Source organism: Hyphomonas sp., assembly GCF_041689225.1.
Lineage (GTDB): Bacteria > Pseudomonadota > Alphaproteobacteria > Caulobacterales > Hyphomonadaceae > Hyphomonas.
Genome location: NZ_JBDNGN010000115.1, coordinates 1 through 24,942 on the forward strand (window position 1 = coordinate 1; position 24,942 = coordinate 24,942).

Annotated in this window: 33 protein-coding genes and 1 riboswitch; of the genes, 15 read left to right on the forward strand and 18 right to left on the reverse strand. The window is 61.6% G+C overall.

Annotated features, from left to right (window positions below; translation table 11 throughout):
• Positions 1–214 precede the first annotated feature (214 nt).
• Positions 215–1,172, forward strand: a protein-coding gene (locus tag ACESNB_RS10805; RefSeq protein ID WP_373007136.1) for an IS630 family transposase whose coding sequence is annotated in 2 segments (ribosomal slippage) — positions 215–537 and positions 536–1,172 — 960 coding nt in all. Because the reading frame shifts where the segments join, the coding sequence is not laid out codon by codon here.
• Positions 1,173–1,184: 12 nt separating this feature from the next.
• On the opposite strand, the gene ACESNB_RS10810 is transcribed toward ACESNB_RS10805, so the two are convergent.
• The 6 genes from ACESNB_RS10810 to ACESNB_RS10835 all read right to left on the reverse strand — a co-directional run bounded on the left by ACESNB_RS10810 (position 1,185) and on the right by ACESNB_RS10835 (position 3,779).
• Entirely contained in the window at positions 1,185–1,628 is a 444-nt protein-coding gene (locus ACESNB_RS10810; protein WP_373007138.1) for a group III truncated hemoglobin, read from the reverse strand.
• A complete protein-coding gene (locus tag ACESNB_RS10815) occupies positions 1,625–2,068 on the reverse strand; it encodes an Rrf2 family transcriptional regulator (protein WP_373007140.1) in 444 nt (147 codons plus the stop codon). The genes ACESNB_RS10810 and ACESNB_RS10815 overlap by 4 nt, the downstream gene beginning before the upstream one ends.
• A gap of 5 nt (positions 2,069–2,073) precedes the next feature.
• The gene (locus ACESNB_RS10820) at positions 2,074–2,352 is read right to left on the reverse strand and encodes a hypothetical protein (RefSeq protein WP_373007142.1); all 279 of its coding nucleotides are present in this window, start codon (positions 2,350–2,352) and stop codon (positions 2,074–2,076) included.
• Positions 2,353–2,489: 137 nt separating this feature from the next.
• Positions 2,490–2,960: a CreA family protein gene (locus ACESNB_RS10825; protein WP_373007144.1), complete on the reverse strand. Its 471-nt coding sequence runs from the start codon at positions 2,958–2,960 to the stop codon at positions 2,490–2,492.
• Between the two features lie 45 nt (positions 2,961–3,005).
• Positions 3,006–3,245 carry a helix-turn-helix domain-containing protein gene (locus ACESNB_RS10830; protein WP_373007146.1) on the reverse strand — a complete coding sequence of 80 codons (240 nt, stop codon included), beginning with the start codon at positions 3,243–3,245 and terminating at the stop codon, positions 3,006–3,008.
• 12 nt (positions 3,246–3,257) lie between these two features.
• Positions 3,258–3,779 (reverse strand): DUF2975 domain-containing protein, encoded by a 522-nt coding sequence (locus tag ACESNB_RS10835; RefSeq protein WP_373007148.1) that lies wholly within the window; start codon positions 3,777–3,779, stop codon positions 3,258–3,260.
• Between the two features lie 138 nt (positions 3,780–3,917).
• On the opposite strand from ACESNB_RS10835, the gene rdgB reads away from it, so the two are divergent.
• Both rdgB and hemW read left to right on the forward strand, forming a co-directional pair.
• Complete coding sequence (gene rdgB / locus ACESNB_RS10840; protein ID WP_373007198.1) at positions 3,918–4,520, forward strand: RdgB/HAM1 family non-canonical purine NTP pyrophosphatase; 603 nt, start codon at positions 3,918–3,920, stop codon at positions 4,518–4,520.
• Positions 4,520–5,692 (forward strand): radical SAM family heme chaperone HemW, encoded by a 1,173-nt coding sequence (gene hemW / locus ACESNB_RS10845; protein ID WP_373007150.1) that lies wholly within the window; start codon positions 4,520–4,522, stop codon positions 5,690–5,692. The genes rdgB and hemW overlap by 1 nt, the downstream gene beginning before the upstream one ends.
• Before the next feature lie 46 nt (positions 5,693–5,738).
• Here hemW and ACESNB_RS10850 read toward each other — a convergent pair whose 3' ends face one another.
• Entirely contained in the window at positions 5,739–6,638 is a 900-nt protein-coding gene (locus ACESNB_RS10850; protein ID WP_373007152.1) for a tyrosine recombinase XerC, read from the reverse strand.
• Between the two features lie 103 nt (positions 6,639–6,741).
• Here ACESNB_RS10850 and opgC point away from each other — a divergent pair, with 103 nt between their 5' ends.
• The gene (gene opgC / locus ACESNB_RS10855; RefSeq protein WP_373007154.1) at positions 6,742–7,929 is read left to right on the forward strand and encodes an OpgC domain-containing protein; all 1,188 of its coding nucleotides are present in this window, start codon (positions 6,742–6,744) and stop codon (positions 7,927–7,929) included.
• On the opposite strand, the gene ACESNB_RS10860 is transcribed toward opgC, so the two are convergent.
• The 4 genes from ACESNB_RS10860 to ACESNB_RS10875 all read right to left on the reverse strand — a co-directional run bounded on the left by ACESNB_RS10860 (position 7,926) and on the right by ACESNB_RS10875 (position 9,230).
• The gene (locus tag ACESNB_RS10860) at positions 7,926–8,375 is read right to left on the reverse strand and encodes a YcgN family cysteine cluster protein (protein WP_373007156.1); all 450 of its coding nucleotides are present in this window, start codon (positions 8,373–8,375) and stop codon (positions 7,926–7,928) included. The two genes, opgC and ACESNB_RS10860, sit on opposite strands and share 4 nt — an antisense overlap.
• Positions 8,372–8,671 carry a GNAT family N-acetyltransferase gene (locus ACESNB_RS10865; RefSeq protein WP_373007158.1) on the reverse strand — a complete coding sequence of 100 codons (300 nt, stop codon included), beginning with the start codon at positions 8,669–8,671 and terminating at the stop codon, positions 8,372–8,374. Before ACESNB_RS10865 ends, ACESNB_RS10860 begins: the two co-directional genes overlap by 4 nt.
• Positions 8,650–8,937, reverse strand: coding sequence for a GNAT family N-acetyltransferase (locus tag ACESNB_RS10870; RefSeq protein ID WP_373007160.1), 288 nt, complete (start codon positions 8,935–8,937; stop codon positions 8,650–8,652). Before ACESNB_RS10870 ends, ACESNB_RS10865 begins: the two co-directional genes overlap by 22 nt.
• Before the next feature lie 119 nt (positions 8,938–9,056).
• Positions 9,057–9,230 (reverse strand): CsbD family protein, encoded by a 174-nt coding sequence (locus ACESNB_RS10875; RefSeq protein WP_373007162.1) that lies wholly within the window; start codon positions 9,228–9,230, stop codon positions 9,057–9,059.
• A gap of 202 nt (positions 9,231–9,432) precedes the next feature.
• Here ACESNB_RS10875 and ACESNB_RS10880 point away from each other — a divergent pair, with 202 nt between their 5' ends.
• The gene (locus ACESNB_RS10880; RefSeq protein WP_373007164.1) at positions 9,433–9,825 is read left to right on the forward strand and encodes a hypothetical protein; all 393 of its coding nucleotides are present in this window, start codon (positions 9,433–9,435) and stop codon (positions 9,823–9,825) included.
• Between the two features lie 58 nt (positions 9,826–9,883).
• Positions 9,884–11,734, forward strand: coding sequence for an FAD-dependent 5-carboxymethylaminomethyl-2-thiouridine(34) oxidoreductase MnmC (gene mnmC / locus ACESNB_RS10885; RefSeq protein ID WP_373007166.1), 1,851 nt, complete (start codon positions 9,884–9,886; stop codon positions 11,732–11,734).
• Here mnmC and ACESNB_RS10890 read toward each other — a convergent pair.
• The 5 genes from ACESNB_RS10890 to ACESNB_RS10910 all read right to left on the reverse strand — a co-directional run bounded on the left by ACESNB_RS10890 (position 11,731) and on the right by ACESNB_RS10910 (position 13,625).
• Complete coding sequence (locus ACESNB_RS10890; RefSeq protein WP_373007168.1) at positions 11,731–11,916, reverse strand: hypothetical protein; 186 nt, start codon at positions 11,914–11,916, stop codon at positions 11,731–11,733. The two genes, mnmC and ACESNB_RS10890, sit on opposite strands and share 4 nt — an antisense overlap.
• Positions 11,917–11,962: 46 nt before the next feature.
• Positions 11,963–12,394: an envelope stress response membrane protein PspC gene (gene pspC / locus ACESNB_RS10895; protein ID WP_373007170.1), complete on the reverse strand. Its 432-nt coding sequence runs from the start codon at positions 12,392–12,394 to the stop codon at positions 11,963–11,965.
• 13 nt (positions 12,395–12,407) lie between these two features.
• A complete protein-coding gene (gene pspB / locus ACESNB_RS10900) occupies positions 12,408–12,671 on the reverse strand; it encodes an envelope stress response membrane protein PspB (RefSeq protein WP_373007172.1) in 264 nt (87 codons plus the stop codon).
• 102 nt (positions 12,672–12,773) lie between these two features.
• A complete protein-coding gene (pspA, locus tag ACESNB_RS10905; RefSeq protein ID WP_373007174.1) occupies positions 12,774–13,460 on the reverse strand; it encodes a phage shock protein PspA in 687 nt (228 codons plus the stop codon).
• Positions 13,461–13,493: 33 nt separating this feature from the next.
• Positions 13,494–13,625: a hypothetical protein gene (locus ACESNB_RS10910; protein ID WP_340693784.1), complete on the reverse strand. Its 132-nt coding sequence runs from the start codon at positions 13,623–13,625 to the stop codon at positions 13,494–13,496.
• A 209-nt stretch (positions 13,626–13,834) separates the two neighbouring features.
• On the opposite strand from ACESNB_RS10910, the gene pspF reads away from it, so the two are divergent.
• From pspF to ACESNB_RS10925, 3 genes are all read left to right on the forward strand, one after another.
• Positions 13,835–14,875, forward strand: coding sequence for a phage shock protein operon transcriptional activator (gene pspF / locus ACESNB_RS10915; RefSeq protein WP_373007176.1), 1,041 nt, complete (start codon positions 13,835–13,837; stop codon positions 14,873–14,875).
• Positions 14,876–14,991: 116 nt separating this feature from the next.
• A complete protein-coding gene (gene hpf / locus ACESNB_RS10920) occupies positions 14,992–15,594 on the forward strand; it encodes a ribosome hibernation-promoting factor, HPF/YfiA family (protein ID WP_373007178.1) in 603 nt (200 codons plus the stop codon).
• 24 nt (positions 15,595–15,618) lie between these two features.
• Positions 15,619–16,089 (forward strand): PTS sugar transporter subunit IIA, encoded by a 471-nt coding sequence (locus ACESNB_RS10925; protein WP_373007180.1) that lies wholly within the window; start codon positions 15,619–15,621, stop codon positions 16,087–16,089.
• 69 nt (positions 16,090–16,158) lie between these two features.
• Here ACESNB_RS10925 and ACESNB_RS10930 read toward each other — a convergent pair whose 3' ends face one another.
• Both ACESNB_RS10930 and ACESNB_RS10935 read right to left on the reverse strand, forming a co-directional pair.
• Entirely contained in the window at positions 16,159–18,351 is a 2,193-nt protein-coding gene (locus ACESNB_RS10930) for a M3 family metallopeptidase (protein ID WP_373007182.1), read from the reverse strand.
• Between the two features lie 82 nt (positions 18,352–18,433).
• Positions 18,434–19,372, reverse strand: coding sequence for an NAD(P)H-dependent flavin oxidoreductase (locus tag ACESNB_RS10935; protein ID WP_373007184.1), 939 nt, complete (start codon positions 19,370–19,372; stop codon positions 18,434–18,436).
• A 175-nt stretch (positions 19,373–19,547) separates the two neighbouring features.
• On the opposite strand from ACESNB_RS10935, the gene ACESNB_RS10940 reads away from it, so the two are divergent.
• From ACESNB_RS10940 to ACESNB_RS10965, 6 genes are all read left to right on the forward strand, one after another.
• On the forward strand, positions 19,548–20,570 hold the full coding sequence (locus tag ACESNB_RS10940) for an NADP-dependent oxidoreductase (RefSeq protein ID WP_373007186.1): 1,023 nt from the start codon (positions 19,548–19,550) through the stop codon (positions 20,568–20,570).
• Entirely contained in the window at positions 20,567–21,379 is an 813-nt protein-coding gene (locus ACESNB_RS10945) for an enoyl-CoA hydratase/isomerase family protein (protein ID WP_373007188.1), read from the forward strand. The genes ACESNB_RS10940 and ACESNB_RS10945 overlap by 4 nt, the downstream gene beginning before the upstream one ends.
• Position 21,380: 1 nt before the next feature.
• Positions 21,381–21,854 carry a GNAT family N-acetyltransferase gene (locus ACESNB_RS10950; protein ID WP_373007190.1) on the forward strand — a complete coding sequence of 158 codons (474 nt, stop codon included), beginning with the start codon at positions 21,381–21,383 and terminating at the stop codon, positions 21,852–21,854.
• Positions 21,855–21,876: 22 nt separating this feature from the next.
• Positions 21,877–21,954: riboswitch (SAM riboswitch) on the forward strand.
• 57 nt (positions 21,955–22,011) lie between these two features.
• On the forward strand, positions 22,012–22,932 hold the full coding sequence (metA, locus tag ACESNB_RS10955; RefSeq protein WP_373007192.1) for a homoserine O-succinyltransferase: 921 nt from the start codon (positions 22,012–22,014) through the stop codon (positions 22,930–22,932).
• Between the two features lie 46 nt (positions 22,933–22,978).
• Entirely contained in the window at positions 22,979–24,139 is a 1,161-nt protein-coding gene (locus ACESNB_RS10960) for an acyl-CoA dehydrogenase family protein (RefSeq protein WP_373007194.1), read from the forward strand.
• The coding region (locus tag ACESNB_RS10965; protein WP_373007196.1) for a lysophospholipid acyltransferase family protein at positions 24,140–24,942 on the forward strand (803 nt) is incomplete at its 3' end.

Sequence of the window (24,942 nt, forward strand, 5' to 3'; positions counted from 1 at the left end):
CGAGGGCGATCAAACTCTAGCTCGGAGCGTAAAACCTCCTGCATCATGACGATCCGACCCTCGCCGCCGTCCGGGAGCGGTCACTCCCGGCGGCGGTGCCAATATCTCCCAATCGGCACAAAAAGTCATAAGACAAGCATCGTGCGGGTTGAGTGAATCAAGATGATTCCCGTTTCCTCCGAACTGTGATTCACAGTTTGTGGAGGTAACTGACATGGCAAACCTGATTTCCCCTGATCTTCGCAGGCGGATGATGCACGGCGTTGCGAGCGGCAAGTCGATGCGGGCGGTTGCCCGCCAGTTCGAGGTCGCTCCGTCAACGGCGTCGCGCCTGGTGCATCACGTCGAGGCGACTGGATCGATTGATCCGCGGCCTCACGGCCGGGCGCCGGGCTTCGGCAAGCTGGCGCCGCACCAAGCCTTCCTGATCGACACGGTGCTGGCCCGGCCTGACATCACGATGCCGCAACTGGCCGCGATCCTGCTGGAAGAGCACGGGTTGAAAGTGGCTCCGTCGAGTATCTCCCGCGTGCTGTGCGCGCTTGGCTTTACCTATAAAAAAAACGCTGCTGGCATCGGAGCAAGAACGCGCCGATGTCAAAGCGGCGCGGGCCGACTGGAAACATTATCGCCAGCCCGCCATGCAGGCCGAGCCGGGGCGGCTGGTGTTCATTGATGAGACTTCAGTGAAGACCAATATGTGCCGCCTGCGCGGACGCTCCCTGCGTGGCACGCGCTTGAAGGCGGACGCCCCATTCGGAAAATGGGGAACACAGACGTTCATCGCGGGCCTTCGCTGCGACGGTCTCATCGCACCCTGGATCGTCGAGAGGGCAATGAACGGTGCAGCGTTCGACATCTACATCGAAACCCAGCTCGCACCGCTGCTGCAGCCCGGCGATGTTGTAATCCTCGACAACCTCAACGTCCATCGCAGCCCGCGCGCCGCAGAAGCCCTCGCCGCGCGCGGCGCATGGTTCCTGTTCCTGCCAAGATACTCACCCGATCTCAACCCGATCGAGATGGCCTTCTCCAAGCTGAAAGCACATCTGCGAGCAGCTGCCGCCCGAACCTTTGACGATATCACCAAGGCCATCGGAGACATCTGCGCCCTCTTCACTCCCGAAGAATGTTGGAACTTCTTCAAGGCCATGAACTACGTTGCAGAGTGAGCGTACGATGCTCTAATTGCGCTGTGGCAGGCCCGGCAAGCCGAACATGGCCAGCTGTAGGCTCTTGGCGATGCGTTCGGCCCGTTCCATGAAATAGGGGATGGCGTCAGTGCTGGGCGCTGTCTCTTCCAGCGTTTGTCGGAACAGGCCGAGCCAGATCTGGAAGTGGGACGCATCGACGCCCGTCAGCTTCGTGTGCGCGGGCACCGGCTTGCCATTATAGCGCCCCGCATTCATCGCCACCGAGGCCCAGAAATCCTTCATGCGGGCGAGATGCGGCCCCCAATTGTAGCCGATCTCCTTGTCGAAGATCGGGCCCAGTGTCGCGTCAGCGCGGACCCGGCCATAAAAGGTTTCGACCAGTTCCGAGATGTAAGCGTCATCGATGCCCATGCGGTCAGCATTGAGCTGGATATCGCGGCGGCGTTCGTCGGCGGTTCGCAGGAGATGGTTCATGCGGGCTCTCCCATGGCGAGCAGATCGTGCAGCGGTGCATTGCCGCCCACGAGGTCTGCGATTGAATAGGTATCCAGGCTCGCGAAAAAGGCTTCCAGCGCGTCGGCCAGCGCGCCGCGCAATCGGCAGGCCGGCGATATGCGGCATCCGCCCGCGCCGCCCGGAAAGCACTCCACCAGGGCAGCATTGCCTTCCATGCGACGCACCACGTCACCCACGCGTATGTCTGACGCCCTGCGGGCCAGGCTGAGGCCGCCGGTGCGCCCGCGTTCGGTCGCAATGATGCCCTCCTGGCCGAGCGCCTGCGCCACTTTCATCAAATGGTTCTTCGAGATTTCGAAGGTCTCGGAGATGTCTGCGATTGTGACGCGCCGGTCCGTGTTGACGGCAAGGTGCATCAGCGTGCGCAGCGCAAAATCTGTCTGCAGGTTGAGCCGCATCGTGCCTAGGCCTCGTCGGAGTGGCGCGTATCCCAGACGATCTCGTGGGCACCTTCGTCAAACCCGTACCTCCGGCCAAGGACGAGTACGGTGGTCAGGACGCCGGCGACGATGAATGAAACGACTGTCCCGGCGAGCAGGGCGACCCAGCCATGACCGGACATGTCCGCGCCCATGGAGGACTGGCTGAGCAGCCAGACCATTCCCATCACGACGAATGTAGCAATGACGGCGCCGACGGCGAGGCCGCCTATGAGCTTTGCTGCAAAACTGGGCTTTGTCATGATGTCTGCCTTTCAACGCGCCGGACCGGTGGTGCCGACGACCATGCAGCACATATACGCCGTATCGCCCATCGATCAACATAACATGCATATTATATGCATGTTATAAATTGACGCAGGCCATAGCCAAACGGGGCCTATGGGGTCGGCTTTCCGCGTTCCCAGGTCACGTCGCGATCATAGAGAGGAACTGTCGACAGGCTCATCTTGGCCGAGCTGTTTGTGATTTTCCGGCTGAACGAGACATACATCAGGCTGTCGCTGTCGGCACCATAGATGCGCCGAACGGCGAGCTGCTTGAAGATCAGGCTCTGGTTCTGGTCGAAGATCTCCTCGCCGGACTTGTCGAGATCGATATTGCGGATGGTGAACGGCCCGGTCTGCAGGCACGAGATCGACGAGTTGGACGGGTTCTCGAACCAGTTGCCCTTGCCGACCGGGTCCCAGAACCCCCGGTCGAAATAGGAGAGATGACAAATGACGCCGTCGATCTTCGGGTCGATCAGCGACTTGATCTCGATCTCGTTGCCGACCCAGTCACTATTGAATTCGCCGACTTCCGAGTTGCCGCCTCCGCATGCGGCAAGAGCGACAGGAGCAAGTTTCATATGGCCTCTACGTAGGGGTAGGCGGCTGGTTCCGGTCGGCCAGGTCTATTCCGCTGCGACGCGTCGTCGGCCTTCCTCGCCTTGCTCGTCGAACACGAGCAGGTCGCCCGGCTGGCAGTCGAGTTCGCGGCACAGAGCCTCGAGTGTCGAGAAGCGCACGGCCTTGGCCTTGCCGGTTTTCAGGATGGACAGGTTTGCGAGGGTGACGCCGACACGTTCTGACAACTCGGTCAGGGACATGCGGCGGTCCAGAAGCACACGGTCGAGGGTTACACGAATAGACATCTTCTACCCTCCTTATATGGTCATTTTTTCTTCGTCGCGCAGGCGTGTGCCTTCGCGGAAGACCTGGGACAGAATGAACAGCGCTGCAACCGACGCCCAGGGGATAAGGTCGAAATTGAATCCCAACCTGGCATGATCAAAGCTGAACCCGACGACCAGCGCCACCGCGATGCGCAGCAACTGGGTGATGGCAATGGTTGCTGCCACGCGGCTGAGGCGGGTGGCGTTCTCGGGCACGAACGGGTCGCCACAGGCCAGCGTCGCAAGTATGCGGCGTAGCTGGATGCAGACATAGATGATGGCCGGGATCACGACGAGGCCGCCAATCAGGCCGGCGATCAGGGCCGGCAGGCTGTCGGTGCCATCGGTGACGGAAATGTTGAGGGCGTCGATCGAGCCACCATTATGGTGGGCGAAGATGGCCGCGCCGACGCTGGCGAGGAACACGACCCCGATGATTGCTGTCATCCACATTACGATGGTCACTAGGACCGTCATGATGGCAGCCATCGAGTTTCTTGCCTGTTTGCTCATGCCTGTCTCTTCACCGTGTTGCGCTCATGGTCTATGGCGTAGGTGCGCTTATCGCAAAACCGTACACCTTTACCGTTTAACGATATAGGTATTTGCAGGTAAAGCAAGAATGGAACCATTTCAGAAACAGGTGAAAAAATTACAGTTCGCACGCTCACGCCCGGTCGACTCGTTGCCGCAACCCACAACAAGGGCAAGGTTGCCGAACTGAAAGACCTGTTTGAACCCCTTGGATTCACTGTTGTTTCGGCGCTGGAGCTCGATCTCGACGAACCCAAGGAGACAGAAACCACGTTTGCGGGCAATGCGCTGCTGAAGGCGCGCGCGGCCATGCTGGCGACCGGCGCACCGGCCTTGTCCGACGATAGCGGCCTTTCGGTCACCGCGCTGGGCGGCGCGCCGGGCATCTATTCCGCCCGCTGGGCCGGCGAACCCCGGGATTTCTACCGCGCCATGGAGAAGGTCGAGCGCGAGCTGGGCGAGGCAGGCGGTGCTGACCGGTCAGCGAAATTCGTCTGCGCACTGGCTGTCGTCTGGCCGGATGGACACGAGCAAGTCTTCGAAGGCGAGGTGCATGGCGAGCTGGTCTGGCCGCCGCGCGGTGACCAGGGTTTTGGCTATGACTCGATGTTTGTCGCGACAGGCGAGACGATCACGTTTGGCGAAATGGACCCGGCCCGGAAGCATGGCATGAGCCACCGCGCCGCAGCCGTCGCCAGGCTCAAGGCGGCCCTGCTGTAATGGGTGAACAGGCGACCCCTTTCGGTCCGCAATATGGATTTGGACTCTACGTCCATTGGCCATACTGTGCCAAGATCTGCCCATACTGCGACTTCAATGTGTATGCAGCCAAGACGCGGTCGGCCGAACCGCTGCTTAAGGCCATTGCGGGAGATATCCGCATCCACCGCCCGCGCATGCCGGAACATGGCGCGCTCGATACGGTCTATTTCGGTGGCGGCACGCCCTCCCTGCTGAAGCCGGGCGAGATTGCGGGCCTGCTGGCCACCGCCGACGAGGTTTTCGGCATCAAGTCCGGCGCCGAGATCACGCTGGAAGCCAATCCGAACGACATCTTGCGGGCTGACTTGCGGGGCCTCGAGGCGGCAGGCGTCACGCGCCTGTCCATTGGCGTCCAGTCCCTGCGCGACAATGCGCTTGCCTTCCTCGGCCGCGATCATGATGCCGTGTCGGCGCGCGCCGCTGTCGAACGCGCGCTGCATGTCTTCCCGAATGTGTCGATCGATTTCATCTATGCCCGGCCCAGTCAGTCGATCGATGAATGGGGCGATGAACTCAGCGATGCGCTGGCCCTCGGCGCGCCACACCTGTCGCTCTACGAACTGACAATCGAACAGCGCACGGCATTCGGCAAGGCGGTCGCACGCGGCGAACTCATCCCCATGGATCCGGATGCGCAGGCCGATCTCTACGAACTGACACAGTCCATGACCACGCGCGCCGGCCTGCCCGCCTATGAAGTGTCCAACCATGCCGCCGGGCCGGAATTCCGCTCGCGGCACAACCAGATCTACTGGCATGGCGGCGACTGGATCGGCGTCGGGCCGGGCGCGCATGGCCGCGTCAGTGTTGGCGGCAAGCGCTATGCCAGCGAGGCAGAAAAGCGACCGGAGGCCTATATCGCCAATGTCGTCGCACTCGGCTCTGGTTGGGGCGAGGCCTCGACGCTGTATCCACTGGATATCGCGCGCGAGCTGATCGCCATGGGCCTGCGCGACATCAAGGGCATCGACGTGCAGCGCATCGAGACGATGTCGAACACGCCGGTGCCGCGCGACCGGATCGAGGCCTTTGTCGCGGAAGGCTGGGTGCGGTTCGATGGCGCAACCCTGTCGCTGACGCCTGCCGGCTGGCTGCTAGCCGACGCGATCACGAGCCAGCTGGCGCCCTGATCCCTCAGGATGAGCCGCGTTTGAAACGGCAACCCGTTTACCCTGACTAGGCCCGTGGATGCGCGGCGGCGTGCACTTCGCGCAGCCGGCTGGCATCGACGCCCGTGTAGACTTGTGTCGTCGACAATGAGGCATGGCCGAGCAATGTCTGGATTGCGCGCAGGTCGGCGCCCGCCGCCAGCAAGTGCGTCGCAAAGGCATGGCGCAATGCGTGCGGTGTCGCCGTATCAGGCAGGCCCAGGACGCCGCGCAGTTTCTGCACCAGTCCCTGGATCAGACGCGGGTTCAGTGCGCCGCCCTTGGCGCCCCGGAACAGGGGGCCGGATTTCGTCAGCGCATAGGGGCACACTGCGGCATAGGCATCCATCGCCTCGCGCACGGCCGGGATCAAAGGCACGATACGGACCTTGCCGCCCTTGCCGCTGATGCGCAGGCGTTCGGGCGCGGGCAAGTCGGCGCCCGTCAGGCCCAGTGCCTCGGAAATCCGCAGGCCGCCGCCATAGAGCAGGCTCAGCACGGCCGCGTCACGCGCGCCGATCCATGTTTCGGAATCTGGATCGGTCTCCGCCTCGAAGATCAGGTCCTTGGCCGCTTCGATGGAGACAGGCCGCGGCAGGCGGGCCTTGCGCTTCGGCCCCTGCAAATAGGCGATCTCGGCATTCTCGATATCGTGCGCCCGGCCCAGCCAACGATACAGCGCCTTGATCGACGACATCAACCGCGCAATCGACGCGTCCGACAGGCCGCCGCGCCGCCGCTGGGCCAGGTGCGCGCGGATATCCCGCGCCTTCAGCCGCCCCAGCGCTTTCGGTGTCGGCTCCTCGCCCAGGTGCACCCGCAGGAAGTTGAAAAAGTCGGCAAGGTCAGAGCCATAGGCCTCAACCGTATTGCCTGCCAGCCGCCGCTCATGCTCAAGATGCGAGAGAAAGGCGGCGAGGGTTTCCATCCATCAAGACTGACACCGACGTCTTAAGGACGCGTTGCGGGCAGGCTGGCCCCGATCTTGCAAAAGGAGGCAGGGCATACAAATTCAGGGCGGGACAGAGTTAATGCGGTATCTTGGAATAGATATGGCGCGGTCGGTCGCGATCTTCTTCGTGATAATCGGACATGCTCTGACAGCCGCAAACCTGCGCACCGAAGCCGGGGCAGTGCTTGGCAGTCTCAGCCTGTTCCTCGCCGCGTCGGCACCGGTCTTCTTCTGCCTGTTCGGCACCATGCTGCAGCTGGTCTATGCGCGAAAATTCGCTGCCGGACATGGCGTTGTGATCACACAGCGCCTATGGTCCCGCGCGCTGCAGTGCTGGGCCCTCTATGCCCTGTCCTGTGCGGTGATGTGTGTCGCCTGGCAGTTGTCCTTCACTTACTGGGTGCGTTGCGCGATCTTTTTTACGGACACCTATTATACCGACATCCTGCGCTTCTATGCGGTCATGCTGGTGCTTGCGCCGCTGATGATCCTTGTCAGCGTACGGATCGGCCTTTGGCCGCTGGTCCTAGTCGCCGGCGCCATTCACATGGCGTTCCCGATATTCTCGACCCTTGGCCCGATGGGCACTTTCACGGGCGCGGAAAATGTCTCGTCCTTCCTCTATGGCGGCAACATGCTCAATCACAGCGCGCCGTCCGTCCTTCACGGCTTCGGTTTTGTCGTGGCCGGCATGGTGATGGGCAAGGTGATGGCGGCGCGGCCCGGCCGGGAATTGCTATTGTCAGGCCCCGGTTGGGGCGTGCGCGGCGCCTTCATCGCGCTGGTCCTGGTCTGTGCGGCCTGGATGTGGGCTGGCGATTACAATGTCGCGCTGCCTGAAGTGCGCGGCTATCTGCGCAATGCGAACCATCCACTCTACCTGCTAACGGGCGTGGCGGCGACGGTCGTGTTCATCGACGTGTTCGGCTGTATCCGGCGCATGGCGAATATCGCGTCCGACTCGATCTGGATGGTGTTCGGGCGGACAAGCCTGTTCACGTTCGCGTTCGGCAATTCATTGCTCTACATTGTCCATATCGAAGACCGGTCCGCGCCAGGAAACCTGGCGCTCCTGATCAGCAGTGTCACGGCTGTCATGGCGATGTCGCTGACTTATGCGCTGTTTCGCGACGCCCGGATGCTCAAGGCCGACCATTGGGCGGCCAGGCTTTACCGCGCGATTGTCGATGATGGCGCGATTGCTGTCGTGCGCTGGGTAACAGCACCTGTCATGCAGCGGTCGGGCGGTACCGTACGCGGCGCCTAGGGCGCGTCGACATCCCAGTCGACGATGAAGTCTTCCATGTCGTCCTCGAACACGGTGTCTTCCGAAACCGTCCGGCCTCGTACGGAATTGCCTGTCTCGTGCACGCGCTCGCGGTCGCCGCAGACAAGATAGTGCCAGTCTGGCAGGGGTTTGCCCTCATGGATCAGGCGATAGGCGCAGGTGCGCGGCATCCAGGGCAGGTCTTCAATCCCGGCCGGCGTCAGCTTCACGCAATCCGGCACCTTCTTCTTGCGATTGGCATAATCTGAACACTGGCAGGTTCCGGCATCGAGCAGCGTGCAGTGCAGTTTCGTGTAGGCGATTTCGCCGGTGTCTTCGTCTTCCAGTTTGAGCAGGCAGCATTTCGCGCAGCCGTCGCATAGAGATTCCCATTGGGCCGCATTCATCTTGTCGAGCGGGACGGTTTTCCAGAACGGCTCGCTCATGCCATCTGCGCCGCCCAGGCGGGCTTTTTCTCGATCAGTGCTGTGGCAAACCAGCACGATGACGAGACCTTGTCACCGGCGGCAATGGCATCGTCCAGCGCCCGCGCGACAAGGCGCTTGCCGAGCCCGCGCCCGCCGATCTGGTCCGGCACGATCGTGTGCGTGATGTGCATCCGCGCATCGCCCGGCCGTTCATAGGTCAGGTAGGCCTCGGTTCCGTCGATCACGAGACTGTAGCGCTGCCGGGCCGCGTCATGGTTGATCGTCTCGCCGCTCATGCCAGCACGTCCTGCCATTCGGTGTGTTTCCCGATCTGTGCCTTGGCGAAAGGGCAGAGCGGGATGATCTTCACGCCATTCTCGCGCGCATCTTCCACGGCGCGCTTCACCAGCGCTACGCCGACGCCCTTGCCACCCAGTTCCTTGGGAACGACGGTATGGTCAATGATGATGCGGTTGGTGCCGGCCTTGGAAAATGTCATTTCCGCTTCATGCCCATCGACCACAGCGACATAGCGTCCGCCTGTGGGGCCGTCTTCGAGAGTGATTGTGATGTCAGCCATGGGGCCTCCTCTAGGGCATTCGTTTCACGATATATAGTGTCACCCGCATGCGCCGAGGCAAGAAAAAGCCGCCCAACGAGGGGCGGCCTTGGGCAGGTATGTAAAACCCGCCTCGGGGCTTACTTTTTCTTGAAGGCGTCTTTCACGTCGCCAGCAGCATTGCGGATATTGCCTTCGGCCTTGTCAGCTTCGCCCTTCATTTCGAGCGACTTGTCGCCCGCCATCTTGCCGGCTGCTTCCTTGACCGAGCCTTCGGCTTTCTTGGCGGCGCCTTTGATATGTTCCTTGTCCATGAGTGGGCTCCTTTTTCGTGACCGCATGATTGCAGCCACTCGACCAACGCGCGATCCGGAATTTTGTTGGATTAAATCTCGGTGAGCCGGTGTCGCAGCGGTGCCTGGCAGATCGGGCGCAGACCTGACCACGTTGGTCGCGGGCTGTTCTTTCGCCCTGAAATCATTGGCCAACCAGGCGCAAATCGGGTAGCCTTCCAAGATGAGAAAAGACCCTTATGCGTTCCGCCATTTCCAGCCCGGGGATGTCGTTTCAATCCGCTTCGGCGGCGTGCTTAGGCATTATGGCGTTATCACCTCGGGCGGCCGGGTCATTTCCAACTCGCGCGAGCATGAGGGTGTCACTGAACAGTCCTTCGATGATTTCGCCGATGGCCGCCGCGTCAAGGTTCACGGCAGCCGCGGCGATGCCCATCATCTTGAAGTCGAATCCCGCGCCCGTCGCGCGCTTGGCGCGTCTTACCGCCTGGCGGGTTCCAATTGCGGCGACTTTGTCGGCCACGTGCACAAGCGCAAGCCCACAGTCACGCAGGTCGGACGCGCCACGGTGATGGCCATCGGCGACCTGGTCGGCAATTCGCGTAAGTATCGCTAGGCCTGTCGGCAATTGACCGGACTATGCAACTTGCCGGTCTCGGACTAGTTCACGTTCCATGGCCCGTCTGCTGACTCCTCCCGAGATTGATTGGCGCGAGGATGGCACGCCCGTCGCGCGCGCCCATGACGATGTCTATTTTACCGCTGGCGACGGCCTGGCGGAATCGCGCGCGGTTTTCCTCGCCGGCTGCGGCCTGCCCGACGCCTGGCAGGGCAGGGAGGTGTTCACTGTCGCCGAAACCGGCTTTGGCACCGGTCTCAATTTCCTCGCGCTCTGGCAGATGTGGGAAACCCATCGCCCCTCTCCGACGGCGCGACTCCACTTCGTCAGTTTCGAAGCGTTCCCGCTCTTGCCGCAGGATGCGGTCCGCGCGCTCGACAGCTGGCCGGAACTGGAAGAACTCGCCGCGCTGATGATTGCGCGCTGGCCCGGCCCGGCCAAGGGCGTGCGCCACATGGTCTGGCCCGATTCCGGCGTCTCGCTGACCCTGCATCACGGCGACATCCGGGAGACGCTACCAGCCGCCCGCTTCCGGGCTGACGCCTGGTTTCTTGACGGGTTCAGCCCGGCCAAGAACGAGGAGATGTGGGGGACATGGATCTATCCGGAGATTTCCGTGCATTCTGCGCCGGATGCCCGACTCGGGACATTCACGGTTGCCGGGGCGGTGCGCCGTGGCCTCGCCGAGGCCGGGTTCGAGGTCAGTCGCCTGCCGGGGCACGGCCGCAAGCGGGAGCGGCTCGAGGCCACCCTTGCTACCCCCTTGCCACCCTCTCCCGACCCCTATGCCACCACCCCGGCAACGCCCGTCCTGCGACGTGTCGCGATCATTGGCGCGGGCATTGCCGGGGCCGGTGCCGCCCGCGCGCTGGCGGATGCCGGAGCCGATGTCACCATATTCGACAGGGACGAAAATCCCGCATCTGGCGCCAGTGGAAATCCGCTGGCCCTGTTGATGCCACGCCTGGATGCGGCTGATACGGTTCAGGCCCGCCTTCTGGTCGACGCCTATATCGCCGCCCGCAATACCTATCGCGGCCTGCCCGGCGTCACCGAAACCGATGTGCGCCAGCTTCAAAAAGACCAGACAGAAACAGACCGGTTCGCCAAACTCCTCGCCGACCCACCGCTCCCGCTGGAAGACCTCGAAGCCTTTCGCGACGGCCTGCTGCACAAGCAGGCCCTGATCCTGCGGCCTGCTGAACTGATCCCTGCACTGCTGGCGGGCGCCACCCTGCGGCTGGGGGAGTCGGTGAAAGTCGACCTCGAAAGCCGCAAAGTGAATGGCGAAGCCTTTGATGCCATCATCCTGGCAACCGCCATGGCAGCTAAGGATGAGCTGCCATGGCTGGGCCTAGAAGCGCGGCTGGGCCAGGTGGAATGGATAGGCGACGCCGCGATTGCCGAGCCGGACGCGATGACCCGCGGTACCTATGCCCTCGCCGACGGACCGGATCGCCTGTGGGGCGCCACGTTCGAGCGCTTCGGCGGCGGCCCGCCGGAGACCTCCGACCGAGCCCGGGCCGAGAATGCGGAAGGCCTCGACACGTTGTCACCCTGGTGGGCGCGCGATGCGCGCGACCACGCAATTGTTTCCCGGGCGGCCCTGCGGGCGACCACGGCTGACCGTCTGCCTCTGATCGGCGCCGTGCCAGACTATGCAGCGGCACTCGTTTTGTTTGACGGAGTCAAAGAAGGGCGCCCTGCGGATGCGGACGCCCCAGTGTTGACGGGCATTTTCATGGTGAACGGGCTGGGTGCGCGGGGGTTCACCTGGGGCCCTTGGGCGGGCGGCGTGCTGGCGGGCCAACTGCTTGGCGGCCCGGCCCCGGCGGAAGCTGCCGCCCTTGCGGCGGTCAGCCCGATGCGCCTGATCCTGCGAGCGCTGAAGCGCGGCGAGGCTTAGGCGGCTCTCACGAAGGACAGCTGGATGCCGCCATTCTCATGCGGCGCGAGCGTCATTTCCAATCCGCCCATTTCCAGTGCCATGCCGCCTTGCAGGCTGGCGATCGCGACGATCGCCAGGACGATCATGACGGCTACGCCTCCGAGCAGCCAATTATTGTAAAGCAGTGTCCCCTTGCTCATCGGTCCGTTCCTTTGTCGGGTTTGATCGTGGTTTAAGTTGTGGGTTCTAGTTGCCGCGTTCGAGATCGCGGAATTCCTTGCGCAAGCGCCACTCGTCGGACGTTACCTTGCGCTCGATGGATTGCAGTCGGTCGTCGAGATCCATGAAGGTATACTTCAGGTGCCCGAACGTGGCCCGGGGCCGATCTGATACGCCCCGCCAGAAGGCATCTTCCTCTGGCGTGATCGAGCTGCGGCCAAAGGGTGTGCGCGGGGTTATGATCCAGATCGTCAGGTAGATGATGATCGAGATCGGGCCGAACATGAAGAGCGTGGCGAGCACGAACAGGATGCGGACCAGGATGGGTTCCCAGCCGAAGCGCTCGGCAAGGCCGCCGCAGACGCCGGCAATGACCTTGTCAGTGCGCGAGCGACAGTAGCGTTTCGGGTTGGGTGACCGGTATTCCGCGCTGTCATGGTCAGGATGGGGGCGGGTCATGGGCGGGGTGTCCTTAATCGTCGAGTGTTGAACGGGGGCGGCGCGGTGGGCTTGCGCGCTCCCGTGTGTGGTCGTCGCTTTGATCGAGGAGGGCCTCGAGCGTTGCGAGACGGCGTTCCATTGCCTTGGCCGAGCGCCAGAGGTCTTCCATCATCCGTTCGTCATCCGGCTGGAGTGTTTTCTGCCGGCGCCACTGGGAAATATAGTGGAACGTCATGCCAGGCAGGATGACGAAAATACTGAGGATGGCCATCAAGGCGATAATGCTCTCGTCCATGGACTAGGTCTCCTGACGTTCGGCGCGGGCCTGTGCGATCAGTCCGGGCGTACAGATCACCGCCAGGAAGCCGAAGAGGCAGGTAAGTGAGAGTAGCATGGATCAGGCCTCCGATTTCGCGGATTTCGAAGACGACTTAGACCGCTTGGCTTTCAGGGCTTCGAGTTCCTTCTCGACGCTCTCGTTGCGCTCGAGCGCAGCGAACTCGGCTTCGAGGGTCGGCTCGCGGCCCTTGATCGTGTCGGCATAGGCTTCCATTTCGTCGACCTTGCGTTCGATCGTATTGTACCGGGCGAGCGCATCGTCGACCCGGCCGTCATAGACCTGGCTGCGGACACGGATGCGTTGCTCGGCCGCTTCCCGGCGCATCATAAGCGAGCGGTGCTTGGCTTTGGCTTCGTCGAGCTTGGCCTGCAGCTTGCCGAGATCTTCCTGGCGCTTTTCGAAGGCTTCTTCGGCAGCGTCCATCGCAGCCTTGCGGTGGGTGATTTCACCGTCGGCCTTCTGCTTGGCGATCAGGGCGCCGCGAGCCAGATCTTCACGACCCTTGTCGATGGCCAGTTCGGCCTTGGCGGCCCATTCGTCACGGGCTTGCGTGAAATGAACGATTTCGCGTTCCATTTCTTTCTTGTCGGCCATGGCGCGGGCTGCGGCCGTGCGGACTTCGACAAGCGTGTCTTCCATTTCCTGGATGATCAGGCGGGCGATTTTTTCGGGATTTTCAGCACCGTCCAGCATCGCGTTGATGTTGGAGTTGATGATGTCACCGAGGCGGGAGAAGAGACCCATGGGGTATCCTTTCGTGTTTGTCTGGGAGGAGGATTAAAAGAAGAGGCCGCCAAGAAGGATGCCGGCGCCGAAAAACATCCAGCTCTCGGCAGGGCGGGTCGACAGCCAGCGGCCAAAACGGCCTGCGTCGGTGCGAGCTTCAGTTCGGTAACTACGGTCGTCCATCTTGAGTTCAGTCCTTCTGGTTAAAAGCGGCGCCCCGTCGCGCTGAGTGCCAATATCATTTCAAGGACCGTGCCAAGTGAAAATTAATATCATAACTCCTTGTTTTTATGATAAATAAAAGAATATCAACGCAACGCATTAAAAATAAAACGGTAAATTTCACCAATAGTTTAGTCGATTTAACATATAACATAGGCTATAAATACCACATGATTAGCGAAACCACACAGCTCATTGGAGAGGCCCCGGCCTGGCTCAGCGCGCAAGAGCATGTCTCTCGTGTGGCACCGCTTGAGCGCCCCATCCTCGTCATTGGCGAGCGCGGCACCGGCAAGGAATTGATTGGCGAGCGCTTGCACTTCCTGTCGAAGCGCTGGGAAGGGCCATTCGTGAAGGTCAATTGCGCCGCCCTTTCAGAGCAATTGCTCGACTCTGAACTCTTCGGCCATGAGCGAGGCGCGTTCACGGGTGCCACTGAACAGCGCAAGGGCCGGTTCGAACTCGCCGATGGTGGCACGATCTTTCTCGACGAGATCGCGACCGCCAGCCGTGCCGTGCAGGAAAAACTGCTGCGCATCGTGGAATATGGCGGGTTCCAGCGCCTCGGCGGGTCGCGCGCACTGACAACCAATGTGCGCATCGTCGCGGCCACCAACATGCACCTGCCGGACATGGTCGAGCGGGGTGAATTCCGCGCGGACCTGCTGGACCGGCTGGCCTTTGATGTCATTACACTGCCCCCGCTAAGGGCGCGGCCTGGCGATGCCAGCCTGCTGGCGGACTTCTTTGCCCGCCGTATCGCGATCGAGATGGCGCAGGACTTCCCGGGCTTTGCCCCCTCGGCCATTGCTGCGATCGAAGGTCATGACTGGCCGGGAAACGTGCGCGAATTGCGCAACTTTGCCCAACGGCTCGCGCATCGCTCCATGCTGGCGGCGCCGGACGAGCCCGTCAGGTTCGATCCGGCCGTGCTGGATCCGTTTGCCTCGCCCTGGCGGCCGGGCGCTGCCAAGCCCACTGAAACCGAAACCCGCACACCCCTGACGACTGAAACGTCCGCCCTGCATGGGCCGATTGATTTCAATGCCGAGATCAGCCGTCTCGAGCTGCGCCTCGTCGATGAAGCCTTGGCCGCCAGCCAGGGTCACCAGGGTCGGGCTGCCGAGACGTTGGGTCTGACCTATCACCAGTTCCGGGGCCTGCTGAAGAAGCATGGCTATGGCAAAAAGCCCGGAAAGCCAGACGCCTGAACTGACGATCAGGTGAGCGCTCACTGTTAAGCTTGGGACACATAGGGGAAATCGATTCGCGTCCCGGGCAAATCTGAGCCATACTTAGAAGTCTAGAATAGCAAAGGAGACCGCTCGTGCAGATACAAATTACTGGCAAGCATATGGATCTCGGCGGGGCTCTGAGGAGCCGCATCGAAGACGGGCTAGAGGCAGCGGTCAGTAAATATTTTAGTCGAACCGGGGAGGCGAGCGTGTTCGTCTCGCAGCAGGGTCATCTCGTCGAGGTCGACTGCAATGTGCACCTGCCGTCCGGCATCGTGCTGCAATCCTCCGGCAAGGCGACAGATCCCTATGCCGCGCTGGAAGACAGTCTCGACAAGATGGAAAAGCGGGTGCGCCGCTACAAGCGCCGCCTGAAGGACCACCACGCCAATCCTGTTGCGCCGCTGCCGTCTGAAATCGCTACCGGTGCCGTACTGACGCTCAATGGCCATGCGGCGGACGCGGATGAGCTTGATGACGACGTCGTCGACGTGTCGGACGTCCCGCTGACGGTCGCGGAAACCTCTGTAAACATCCGGAAAATGTCCGTATCGGAAGCCGTCATGCAGCTGGAGCTGCAGGAGGTCCCGGCATTGATGTTCAGGAATGCTGGCCATGATGGATTGAATATGGTCTACCGCCGCCCGGACGGGCATATTGGCTGGGTCGATCCGGCCAATACCCCCAGGAACTGAAGCCCGCACACGGAAGCAGCGTATATGGCAACCGATCTGAGCTCCCTGCTTAAAGGTGGGATCATCATCCCTTGTTATGAGGCGACCAGCCGGAAACGGGCGCTGCATGCTATGTCTGAAGAACTCGGCGGTGTGACGGGAATCTCGGCACGCGAAATCGAGGATTCGGTCATGGAGCGCGAGCGCCTTGGTTCGACTGGTGTCGGCGAAGGCGTGGCTATCCCGCATGCACGGGTCGCGGGTATCGAGGCCCCGATCGGCGGCTTCATGCGCCTTGTGTCTGGCGTGGACTTTGAGGCGATTGACGATCGCCCCTGTGACCTGATCTTCATGTTGCTGGCGCCATTGTCGGCTGGCGCAGACCATTTGCGGGCCCTGGCACAAGTCAGCCGCGTCTTCCGTCAGGCGCCGGTGCGTGATGCGCTGCGCGAGGCTGATACGGTTGAAGCCGTGAAGGCGATTATCTGCAAGGAATCGGTCGAGTCGCCGATCTGAACCGGATCCATGCTGAAAAAAAAGCCCGCCGATCTGATCGGCGGGCTTTTTGTCTGGAGCGGAAGCATGTCAGCCTTCGCTTGGCTTGTCTTCCGCGAACCCACGATTTTCGAGCAGTGGCTCGATCGTCGGGTCGGAGCCCCGGAAATTGCGATAGAGTTCGTCTGCCTCGCGCAGGCCGCCGGATTCATATACCCACTTCTTGAGTTTGGCAGAGAGTTCCGGGTTGTAGATATCGCCGGTCTGCTTGAAGGCCATGAACCCATCCGCATCCAGAATTTCAGACCAGAGATAGGCGTAGTAACCTGCGGAATATCCGCCGGCGAAGATGTGGCTGAAATATTGCGACCGATAACGCGGTTCGATTTCCGGCAGGACACCATAGTCTTCCAGCGCCTGCTGTTCGAAGGCGCGCGCATCGGTGATCTTTGCGGCTTCCTCCGAAGAGAGCATGTGCCAGCGCAGGTCGAGCAGGGAGGCAGCAATGAATTCGGTTGTCTTGAAACCCTGGTTGAAGTTCGAGGCAGCATTCATCTTGTCGACTAGGTCCTGCGGGATGATCTCACCCGTCTTGTAGTGCCGGGCGTATTGGCCGAGCACTTCCGGGTCACCGGCCCAATGCTCCAGCAGCTGGGCCGGGAACTCTGTATAGTCTCGCGGACCGTCGAGGCCTGAAAAGGTCGAATACTTGATCTTCGTCAGCAGGCCGTGCAGGCCGTGGCCAAATTCGTGGAACAGGGTCTCGACCTGATCATACGACATCAGCGTCGGTTCGCCCTTCGCCGGCGGGGTCACGTTCAGGTTGTTGGAGATGATCGGGCGGATATTCTCGCCAACATTCGATGCGTCACGGAACGAAGACATCCACGCGCCGCCGCGCTTGGAATCGCGCGAATACATATCGGTCATGAACAGGCCGAGATGTTCGCCAGTCTCCAGGTCATTTACATCCCAAGACGTGACGACCGGATTCCACTTTTCCGTGTCGACCGGCGTGAAGCTGATATTGAACAGTTTCGTGGCAACATCGAATGCACCCTGGCGCACCGCACCGAGTTCGAAATAGGGTTTCAGCACTTCGCCGTCGAAGGCGTATTTCGCCTGGCGCACCTTCTCGGCATAGAACCACCAGTCCTGGCCTTCGAGCGTGAAATCGTCGCCGATCATGGCCTGCATGTCGGCGCGCTCTTCCTTGGCGCGCTCAAGGCCGGGCTTGAGGACGCGCGCGAGGAATTCCTCGGCCTGCTGAGGCGTCTTCGCCATCCGCGTTTCAAGCTGGTAGGCGGCATGGGACGTGTAGCCCATCAGCTCGGCCCGTTTGGCGCGCAGCTGGGCGATTTTGATCAGGATCGGGCCATTGTCATATTCGCCCGAGGACGCGCGCAGACGATAACCGTCGAACATCTGCTTGCGCAGGTCGCGGTTCTCGCCCTGCGTCATGAAGGTCTCGTAAACGGAGCGGTCGACCGTCAGGATCCATTTGTTCTCGCCTTCGACCTTGATCGCGTTCTTGAAATCATCCGGCAGGCCGGCCAGTTGGGCCTCGTCTGTGATTTCCAGTTTGAACGCCTTGGTCGACAGCAGCAGGTTCTTGCCGAATTCGGTTGTCAGCGCAGACAGCTCTTCATTGATCTTGGCCACGTCCGCTTTGACTTCGGGGCTCAGCGCCGCGCCGTTGCGCACGAAGTTGCGATTGGTCAGTTCCAGCAAGCGGGCGTCCTGCTCGTCGAGGCCGAGCCGGTCACGCTCGGCATAGACCGCCTGCACGCGCTTGAAGAGATCGGGATTGAAACTGATCGCGTCGGTTTCGCGCGTCAGCATCGGATAGATTTCGGCTTCCAGTTCGCTCAGCGTGTCGTTTGTGTCGGTATTGGTGATATTGCCGAAAGTCAGGATCACCTTGTTGAGCGAGTCACCGGCTTGGTCGAGCGCAACAATCGTATTGTCGAAAGTCGGCGCGTCGGGATTGGTGACGATGCCGTCAATCTCTGTGCGCAACTCGAGCAGGGCTTTCTTGGTGGCCGGCAGGTAATGCGCGTCTGTGATCTGGCTGAAGGGCGGCACGCCATAGGCGGCGGTCCAGTCGTCCCGGAACGGGTTGCCCGCGAGTTCGGCATCGCTAACCACGATTTCCGGAAGTTCGGCTGTGGCAGGCTGGGTCACTTCGGCTTTACCGGCATCATCGGCAGGTTTCTTGCCGCAGGCAGACAGGGTGAGAGCAAGCGCGGCCGCAGTGCCGAGCAGGAAATGTTTTGTGGTCATGAAGGGTCCTCAGGCTGGATTTAACCCCGTCTAGCGCGGAAACGGGGCAAAAACCAGCTTTCGACCGACATTCCCGGCGTCCTCAGCGCGCCAGGCGGGCAATCGTTTCGTGATATTCCGCGATGGTTTCCTCGAAGATCTGCGCGACCGGTTTGACCGCGTGAATACGCCCGGCCACCTGGCCCGTCAGGGCGATACCGGCTTCGAGGTTGCCGCCGAAGTAAACGGCCTGCGTATCGGCGAATTCTCCGAAAATGTTCGGGCTGCCCTCGGTCTCCAGGCGGGTCGTGCGTTCGGTGCGCAGCGCGCGCAGGGCCGGGCCGGGACCGGAGCGATTGAGGAAGACCGTATCGGTCGCCTCGGCCTCGACAATCGCATCCTTCCAGTTCTGGTGAACCGGGCTTTCGGTCGATGACAGGATACGCGTCCCCATCAGCACGCCTTCCGCGCCAAGCGCAAAGGCGGCCCCCATCGTGCGGCCATCGGTGATGCCGCCCGCCGCCACGACCGGCACGTTTACATGCTCGCAGACGAGCGGGATAAGGACCATTGAGGCGACATCCTTCGGGTTCTTGAAACCGCCGCCTTCGCCGCCTTCCACGATCAGGCCGTCAACGCCCGCTTCGATGGCGCGCAGTGCGCCCTGCAGGCTCGGCACGACATGGAACACGGTCAGGCCCGCTTCTTTCAGCATGCTAGTATATTTCATCGGGTCGCCCGCCGACGTGGTGACGAACTTGATGCCCTGCTTGATGATGAAGTCGATAATGTTGGGATCGCGCACAAAGGCTTGCGCCACGTTCACGCCGAACGGTTTGTCGGTCAGGTCGCGCATCTTGATGATTTCCTCGCGGATCGCATCCAGTTCGCCTGACGAGGTTTCGATAATGCCCATGCCGCCGGCATTGGAGACCGCAGAGGAGAGGTGCGATCGGGCAATCCAGCCCATGGCCGCCTGGATGATCGGTTTCTCGATGCCGAGCATCTCGGTGATGCGGGTTTTGACGGGCCTGCTGGTCATGAACGTCTCCTGCTTTGTTTCGGTCTTGGTGCAGGTCTGCCCCTAGGGCGGTGCAACCGGCAACACCACCGATGGATCTTTGTGCAGTCCTGGCATGCCTCTGCCCCGAAGTCATGACGTGACAGCGCGCACTTGCACCCTATGCTGGTTCGCAAAGGTTGAGGAGATTTCGCCAATGGCAGAGATGCAGCAGATCGTGCTCACGCGCTATTGTGACGGCCCGCCGGTGCCAGAAGACTTCGCGCTTGAAACAGCGCCGCTGCCTGAGCCGAAAGAGGGCCAGTTCCGCGTGGCCCATGTCTGGTGCTCGGTCGATCCTGGCACACGGTCGCGCCTGTCGGGTGGTGATTCCTATGCCATGGCGCTCCCGCTCGGCAAACCGATTGACGGATTCAGCGTCGGTATCGTCGACGCCAGCCGGAACGACATGTTCCCGTTGGGAACCAAGGTCTTCTGCGCCGGTGGCTGGAAAACCCATTCGATCCAGTCGGGTCGGGGCTTTGTTGGCACGGTGCCGGAGGCGCCCGCGCCGCTCAGTGCCTGGATCGGCGTCCTCGGTGTGCCCGGCCTGACGGCATGGTTCGGCATGAAGACAGTCGCGAAGTTTAAGGAAGGCGACGCCGTGCTGGTCACGTCTGCAGCTGGTCCGGTCGGTGCCACGGCGGGTCAACTCGCCAAAGGCTGGGGCGCGTCGAAAGTCGTCGGTATCGCAGGCTCCGATGCCAAGTGCGATTTCCTGACAGGCGAGGCCGGCTTCGATGCCGCGATCAATTACAAGACCGCGCCTGACTTGACCGCCGCCATTGCCGAACAGTTCCCGAAAGGTGTCGATGTCCTGTTCGACAATGTGGGCAACGAGATGGTCAACCGTGTCTTGCCGTTGATGGCGCTCAACGGACGCATCTGCATTTCCGGCCAGGTCGCCGACTATAACCTGACGCCGGAAGAGACACCGGGCATCGTCAACACCAAGCCCTTCATCACGCACCGTGTGAACATGCACGGCCTCGTCGTGTTCGATTTCGCGCGGGAGTTCCCCGAAGCCCTGCAGACGATGGCTGGCCTGCTGGCGAGCGGAATGCTCAAGAGCAATGAAGAGCGCTTTGAAGGCATCGACAAAATGCCGGAAGCCTTCTGCGGCCTGTTCCGGGGCGAGAATTTCGGGCGCCGTGTTGTGAAAGTGGGAGACGACGCATGAGCACGCAGTACGACATCACGCAGGACAAATGGGAACGTTTCACCTTCTCCCGCGAGGGCCGGGTCCTCACCGCCGCCATCACGTCTGACCATCCGGTCAATGGGGTCGACGAACAGATGCACACCGAACTCGCGCTCGTGTTCAACTGCCTCCAGCGCGACAGCGAGAGCGACATCATCATCCTGACCGCGATTGGCCGCGCCTTCTGCGCGGGCGGTGACTTCGACTGGTTCGAGGAGCAGATCAATCATCCCGAACGCTTCCGCGCCATCGGCTGGGATGCCAAGCAGATCGTCACGACCCTGCTCAATATGGAAAAGCCGATCCTCTGCCGGATGAACGGCGCCGCCGCTGGCCTCGGTGCCACGATTGCGCTGCTCTGCGACATCATCATTGCCGACGAGACCGCCAAGATCGGCGACCCGCACGTGAAAGTCGGCCTTGTCGCCGGTGACGGCGGCGCGCTGATCTGGCCGCAACTGATCGGTTTCGCCAAGGCCAAGGAACTGTTGATGACAGGCGACCTGCTCAGCGCCAGGGAAGCCGAACGTCTCGGCCTCATCAATTATGCGGTGCCGGCTGCTGAGCTCGACGCCAAGGTCGCCGAACTCGTGGGCAAGCTGCAGGCCAACCCCAAATGGGCCGTGCGCTGGACCAAGACGACCGCCAATATCCCGCTGCGGGCCCTCGCTGCGCAGCTCATGGATGCCAGCATCGGCTGGGAAAGCGCGTCGAACTATACAAATGACCGGCGCGAAGCCGTGGCCGCGTTCAAGGAAAAACGCGCGCCCAAGCTGACGGGCGACTGACATGCGCCTTCGCTCGCCCAGCCATTATGAATTCGCGATCCTGACCGATCTCTGCATGCGGTCAAAAGCCGTCTGGGGCTATACGCCCGAGATGCTCGAGGAATTTCGAGCCGAACTGACGGTGTCCGAAGAGGATGCTGCCAACGATGTGATCGTGGTCGCCGACGACATTCGCGGCATTGCGGGTGTCGTGCAGCTTGCCATCGACGGTGACACCGCCTGGCTCGAGAAACTCTTTGTCGAGCCGACGCGTATGGGAGAGGGCACGGGCCAGATGATGTATGTCTGGGCCTGCCGGGTGGCGCAGGACGCCGGGGCAAAGGACCTGGTGATCGATTGCGACCCGGACGCGAAGGATTTCTATTTGCGCATGGGCGCCGAACGCGATGGCGAGGCGGAATCGCCGTCGATTTCAGGGCGCATGCTGCCGCGTCTCGTGCACCGGCTGCACCCGGCGCGTGACGGAGGAAATTGACGGGCGCGCCTGGCGGCGCTATCTGGACGCTTGTGGTGATTTGGCCGGTCGGCTTGCAGCCACGTTAAACAAGTCGCTAAAAGGCCGCGCGGATATGCCAGCAGGTTCCTGCCGCCGCCTCCCTTTCATGCGATGTGAGTAGGACTGGAGAACGGCGATGCCGATCAGGATTCCCGATACTTTGCCCGCCCGCGATGTGCTGGTGCGCGAGGGCGTGTCTGTCATGAGTGAGACGGATGCCATCCGTCAGGACATTCGTCCGCTTCAGATCGGCCTGTTGAACCTGATGCCGAACAAGATCCGTACCGAGGCGCAGATCGCGCGTCTGATCGGTGCCTCGCCGCTGCAAGTGGAGCTGACCCTCATCATGGTTGGTGGCCATACGCCGAAGAACACGCCGGAAGATCACCTGATCAGTTTCTACCAGGATTGGGCTGATGTCCGCGACCGTAAGTTTGACGGCTTCATCATTACCGGCGCGCCGATCGAGACGCTGCCGTTTGAAGAGGTCGGCTATTGGCACGAGCTGACGGAGATTCTCGACTGGACGCGCACCAATGTCCATTCCAGTTTCTTCATCTGCTGGGGCGCCATGGCCGCCGCCTGGCACCTGCACGGCGTGCCCAAGCACACGCTGGCCGAGAAGGCCTTCGGCGTGTACCGCCACCACAACCTGGATCCGACGTCGCCCTTCCTGTCGGGTTTTTCCGACGATTTCCAGATTCCCGTCAGCCGCTGGACCGAAGTACGCGCCGAGGACATTGCAAAGGCCCCGGAGCTGAAGCTTCTGATGGAGTCAGACGTGACCGGCCCGTGCCTGCTGTCAGAGCCGGCCCAGCGCAATCTCTATTGCTTCAATCACATCGAGTACGATTCCACCTCGCTGAAGGAAGAATATGAGCGCGACCTGGTTTCGGGAAAGACCATCCGCGCGCCGCATGGCTATTTCCCGAACGATGACACTAGCGCCCAGCCGCTCAACCGCTGGCGCAGCCACGCCCACCTCCTGTTCGGCAACTGGATCAACCAGGTTTACCAGACCACGCCCTTCGATGCGGCGGGGATCGGGGAAGGTTGAGCGCATGCCGCTTCCCCACATAGTCCAATCGCTCTAGGACTGCAGTATGAACAGCTTTGCCCCCGAACCCGATCACGTCACCGAACTCCGTCGCCAGCTGTCCCGCTGGGTCACCGACAAGATGCCGCGCGAGAAACGCCGCGAATGGGACAAGGCCCACACATGGGACCGGGACCTGTTCAGGGAACTCGCGGCCATGGGCCTGATCGGCCTGACCATACCGGAAGAATATGGCGGGCAGGGCGAGGATATCTATGCCGCCGCCGCCGTGATCGAAGAGCTTTGCCAGGGCGGCGTCAGCATGGCCGGCCCGTTTATTCATGCGGCCTTCTATGGTGGCCTCAACATTTCGGAGAACGGGTCGAAGGAACAGAAGGAAGCCCTGCTGCCCAAGCTGGCGCGCGGCGAGATGTTCCTCTGCTACGGCCTGTCCGAGCCGAATGTCGGCGGCGATCTGCCCAGCGTCGAGACGCGCGTCGAGCGGGACGGTGACGAGATCGTCATCAATGGTGCCAAGCGCTGGTGCACCGGAGCCGACTGGTCTGACTATATCTATTGCCTCTGTCGCTCCGGCGGGCCGGAAGATCGCCACGGCAACCTCACTTTCGTCCTTGTGCCCAACAATGCACCCGGTGTCTCGATGCAGCCCATTGAGCACAGCAACCTGCGCTACACGGACTCAATGGATGTCTTCCTCGATGATGTTCGCCTGCCGGAGAGCGCCATCGTGGGTGGCCCGGACAAATGGAACAAGGGTTGGCAAGCACTCGCCGGCCGCGCACTCGATGTCGAAAAGATCGAGATCACGGCCGTCGCCTATGGCATCGCCCGCGCCGCGCTTGAGGAAGCCTGGACTTATGCGCAGGAGCGCACCCAGTTCGGCAAGCCGATCTCCAAGCATCAGGCGATTGCCCACAAGCTCGTCACTGCGCGCACGAAACTGCAGGCCTGCCGTCACATGCTCTACCACGCCGCCTGGCTCGCCAACGAACATCAGCCGTGCAGCGTCGAAACGGCGATGGCGAAGCTCTTCGTTGCCGATACCGGAGTCGAGATCGGCCTCATCTGCCAGCAGGTCATCGGCGCCTATGGCCTGTCAGATGCCTATGATATCGAACGCAATGTCCGCGACCTCCTCGGCATGCCGATCGTTGGGGGCTCGTCGGATATCCAGAAGAACAATCTGGCGCGGATGTTGAGACTCTAGATGCCAGTTTCGGCACAGGACTCCCCCGAACTTTCCTACGCGTCCTATTTCGACGATCCGCTGAAGCGGCGCCTCATCCGTACGGTCGAGCGCCTGTCCGGCCAGCCCAAGATCAAACAGCTCTACGCGCACTATCGCGATCATCTCGCCCATGATGTGCCTTTCTTCGAAGCGGCCATGCGCCTGTTAGATTTAGATGTTCAGTTCTCCGCTTCGCGCCTCGCCGAGATCCCGCGCACGGGCCCGCTCGTGCTTGTGGCAAACCACCCGTTCGGCGTGCTCGACGGCCTCGTCATCTGCTGGCTGGTCAGCCTGCGCAGGATGGATTTCAAGGTGCTGACCAATTCCGCCCTCGACGGCGTACCCGAGGCGCGGCCCTATATCCTTCCGGTCGATTTCTCCGGCACACGTGAGGCACTCGCGGCCAATGTTGCCATGCGCAAGGCAGCGCTCGACCATGTGAAAGCGGGGGGCTGCGTCATCGTCTTCCCCGGCGGCGGAGTTGCCACCACGCCGCGCCTGTTTGATCGCACGGCGGTGGATGACGAATGGAAGCCCTTCACGGCGAAGCTGATTACGCATTCCGGTGCGCATGTGACGCCTGTTTATTTCGAGGGTCAGAACTCGCGCCTGTTCCAGTTTGCGAGCCACATATCTCTTGAACTGCGCCTCGCGCTTGTCTTCCGCGAAGTCAGGCGCCGCATGGGCACCGCGCTGCCGGTCGTCATCGGAGAGACACTCACACCAGAGGCCATCAAGGACGCTGGCAAGCGCAAGGGCCTAATGGAATTCCTCCGCGCGCA

Excerpts from the sequence above, each read along its gene's own strand:
- ACESNB_RS10810 (WP_373007138.1), bottom strand. The coding sequence starts at position 1,628 with ATGAACCATCTCCTGCGAACCGCCGACGAACGCCGCCGCGATATCCAG.
- ACESNB_RS10815 (WP_373007140.1), bottom strand. The coding sequence starts at position 2,068 with ATGCGGCTCAACCTGCAGACAGATTTTGCGCTGCGCACGCTGATGCAC.
- ACESNB_RS10820 (WP_373007142.1), bottom strand. The coding sequence starts at position 2,352 with ATGACAAAGCCCAGTTTTGCAGCAAAGCTCATAGGCGGCCTCGCCGTC.
- ACESNB_RS10825 (WP_373007144.1), bottom strand. The coding sequence starts at position 2,960 with ATGAAACTTGCTCCTGTCGCTCTTGCCGCATGCGGAGGCGGCAACTCG.
- ACESNB_RS10830 (WP_373007146.1), bottom strand. The coding sequence starts at position 3,245 with ATGTCTATTCGTGTAACCCTCGACCGTGTGCTTCTGGACCGCCGCATG.
- ACESNB_RS10835 (WP_373007148.1), bottom strand. The coding sequence starts at position 3,779 with ATGAGCAAACAGGCAAGAAACTCGATGGCTGCCATCATGACGGTCCTA.
- hemW (WP_373007150.1), top strand. The coding sequence starts at position 4,520 with ATGGGTGAACAGGCGACCCCTTTCGGTCCGCAATATGGATTTGGACTC.
- ACESNB_RS10850 (WP_373007152.1), bottom strand. The coding sequence starts at position 6,638 with ATGGAAACCCTCGCCGCCTTTCTCTCGCATCTTGAGCATGAGCGGCGG.
- opgC (WP_373007154.1), top strand. The coding sequence starts at position 6,742 with ATGCGGTATCTTGGAATAGATATGGCGCGGTCGGTCGCGATCTTCTTC.
- ACESNB_RS10860 (WP_373007156.1), bottom strand. The coding sequence starts at position 8,375 with ATGAGCGAGCCGTTCTGGAAAACCGTCCCGCTCGACAAGATGAATGCG.
- ACESNB_RS10865 (WP_373007158.1), bottom strand. The coding sequence starts at position 8,671 with ATGGCAGGACGTGCTGGCATGAGCGGCGAGACGATCAACCATGACGCG.
- ACESNB_RS10870 (WP_373007160.1), bottom strand. The coding sequence starts at position 8,937 with ATGGCTGACATCACAATCACTCTCGAAGACGGCCCCACAGGCGGACGC.
- ACESNB_RS10875 (WP_373007162.1), bottom strand. The coding sequence starts at position 9,230 with ATGGACAAGGAACATATCAAAGGCGCCGCCAAGAAAGCCGAAGGCTCG.
- ACESNB_RS10880 (WP_373007164.1), top strand. The coding sequence starts at position 9,433 with ATGAGAAAAGACCCTTATGCGTTCCGCCATTTCCAGCCCGGGGATGTC.
- mnmC (WP_373007166.1), top strand. The coding sequence starts at position 9,884 with ATGGCCCGTCTGCTGACTCCTCCCGAGATTGATTGGCGCGAGGATGGC.
- ACESNB_RS10890 (WP_373007168.1), bottom strand. The coding sequence starts at position 11,916 with ATGAGCAAGGGGACACTGCTTTACAATAATTGGCTGCTCGGAGGCGTA.
- pspC (WP_373007170.1), bottom strand. The coding sequence starts at position 12,394 with ATGACCCGCCCCCATCCTGACCATGACAGCGCGGAATACCGGTCACCC.
- pspB (WP_373007172.1), bottom strand. The coding sequence starts at position 12,671 with ATGGACGAGAGCATTATCGCCTTGATGGCCATCCTCAGTATTTTCGTC.
- pspA (WP_373007174.1), bottom strand. The coding sequence starts at position 13,460 with ATGGGTCTCTTCTCCCGCCTCGGTGACATCATCAACTCCAACATCAAC.
- ACESNB_RS10910 (WP_340693784.1), bottom strand. The coding sequence starts at position 13,625 with ATGGACGACCGTAGTTACCGAACTGAAGCTCGCACCGACGCAGGCCGT.
- pspF (WP_373007176.1), top strand. The coding sequence starts at position 13,835 with ATGATTAGCGAAACCACACAGCTCATTGGAGAGGCCCCGGCCTGGCTC.
- ACESNB_RS10925 (WP_373007180.1), top strand. The coding sequence starts at position 15,619 with ATGGCAACCGATCTGAGCTCCCTGCTTAAAGGTGGGATCATCATCCCT.
- ACESNB_RS10930 (WP_373007182.1), bottom strand. The coding sequence starts at position 18,351 with ATGACCACAAAACATTTCCTGCTCGGCACTGCGGCCGCGCTTGCTCTC.
- ACESNB_RS10935 (WP_373007184.1), bottom strand. The coding sequence starts at position 19,372 with ATGACCAGCAGGCCCGTCAAAACCCGCATCACCGAGATGCTCGGCATC.
- ACESNB_RS10940 (WP_373007186.1), top strand. The coding sequence starts at position 19,548 with ATGGCAGAGATGCAGCAGATCGTGCTCACGCGCTATTGTGACGGCCCG.
- ACESNB_RS10945 (WP_373007188.1), top strand. The coding sequence starts at position 20,567 with ATGAGCACGCAGTACGACATCACGCAGGACAAATGGGAACGTTTCACC.
- ACESNB_RS10950 (WP_373007190.1), top strand. The coding sequence starts at position 21,381 with ATGCGCCTTCGCTCGCCCAGCCATTATGAATTCGCGATCCTGACCGAT.
- metA (WP_373007192.1), top strand. The coding sequence starts at position 22,012 with ATGCCGATCAGGATTCCCGATACTTTGCCCGCCCGCGATGTGCTGGTG.
- ACESNB_RS10960 (WP_373007194.1), top strand. The coding sequence starts at position 22,979 with ATGAACAGCTTTGCCCCCGAACCCGATCACGTCACCGAACTCCGTCGC.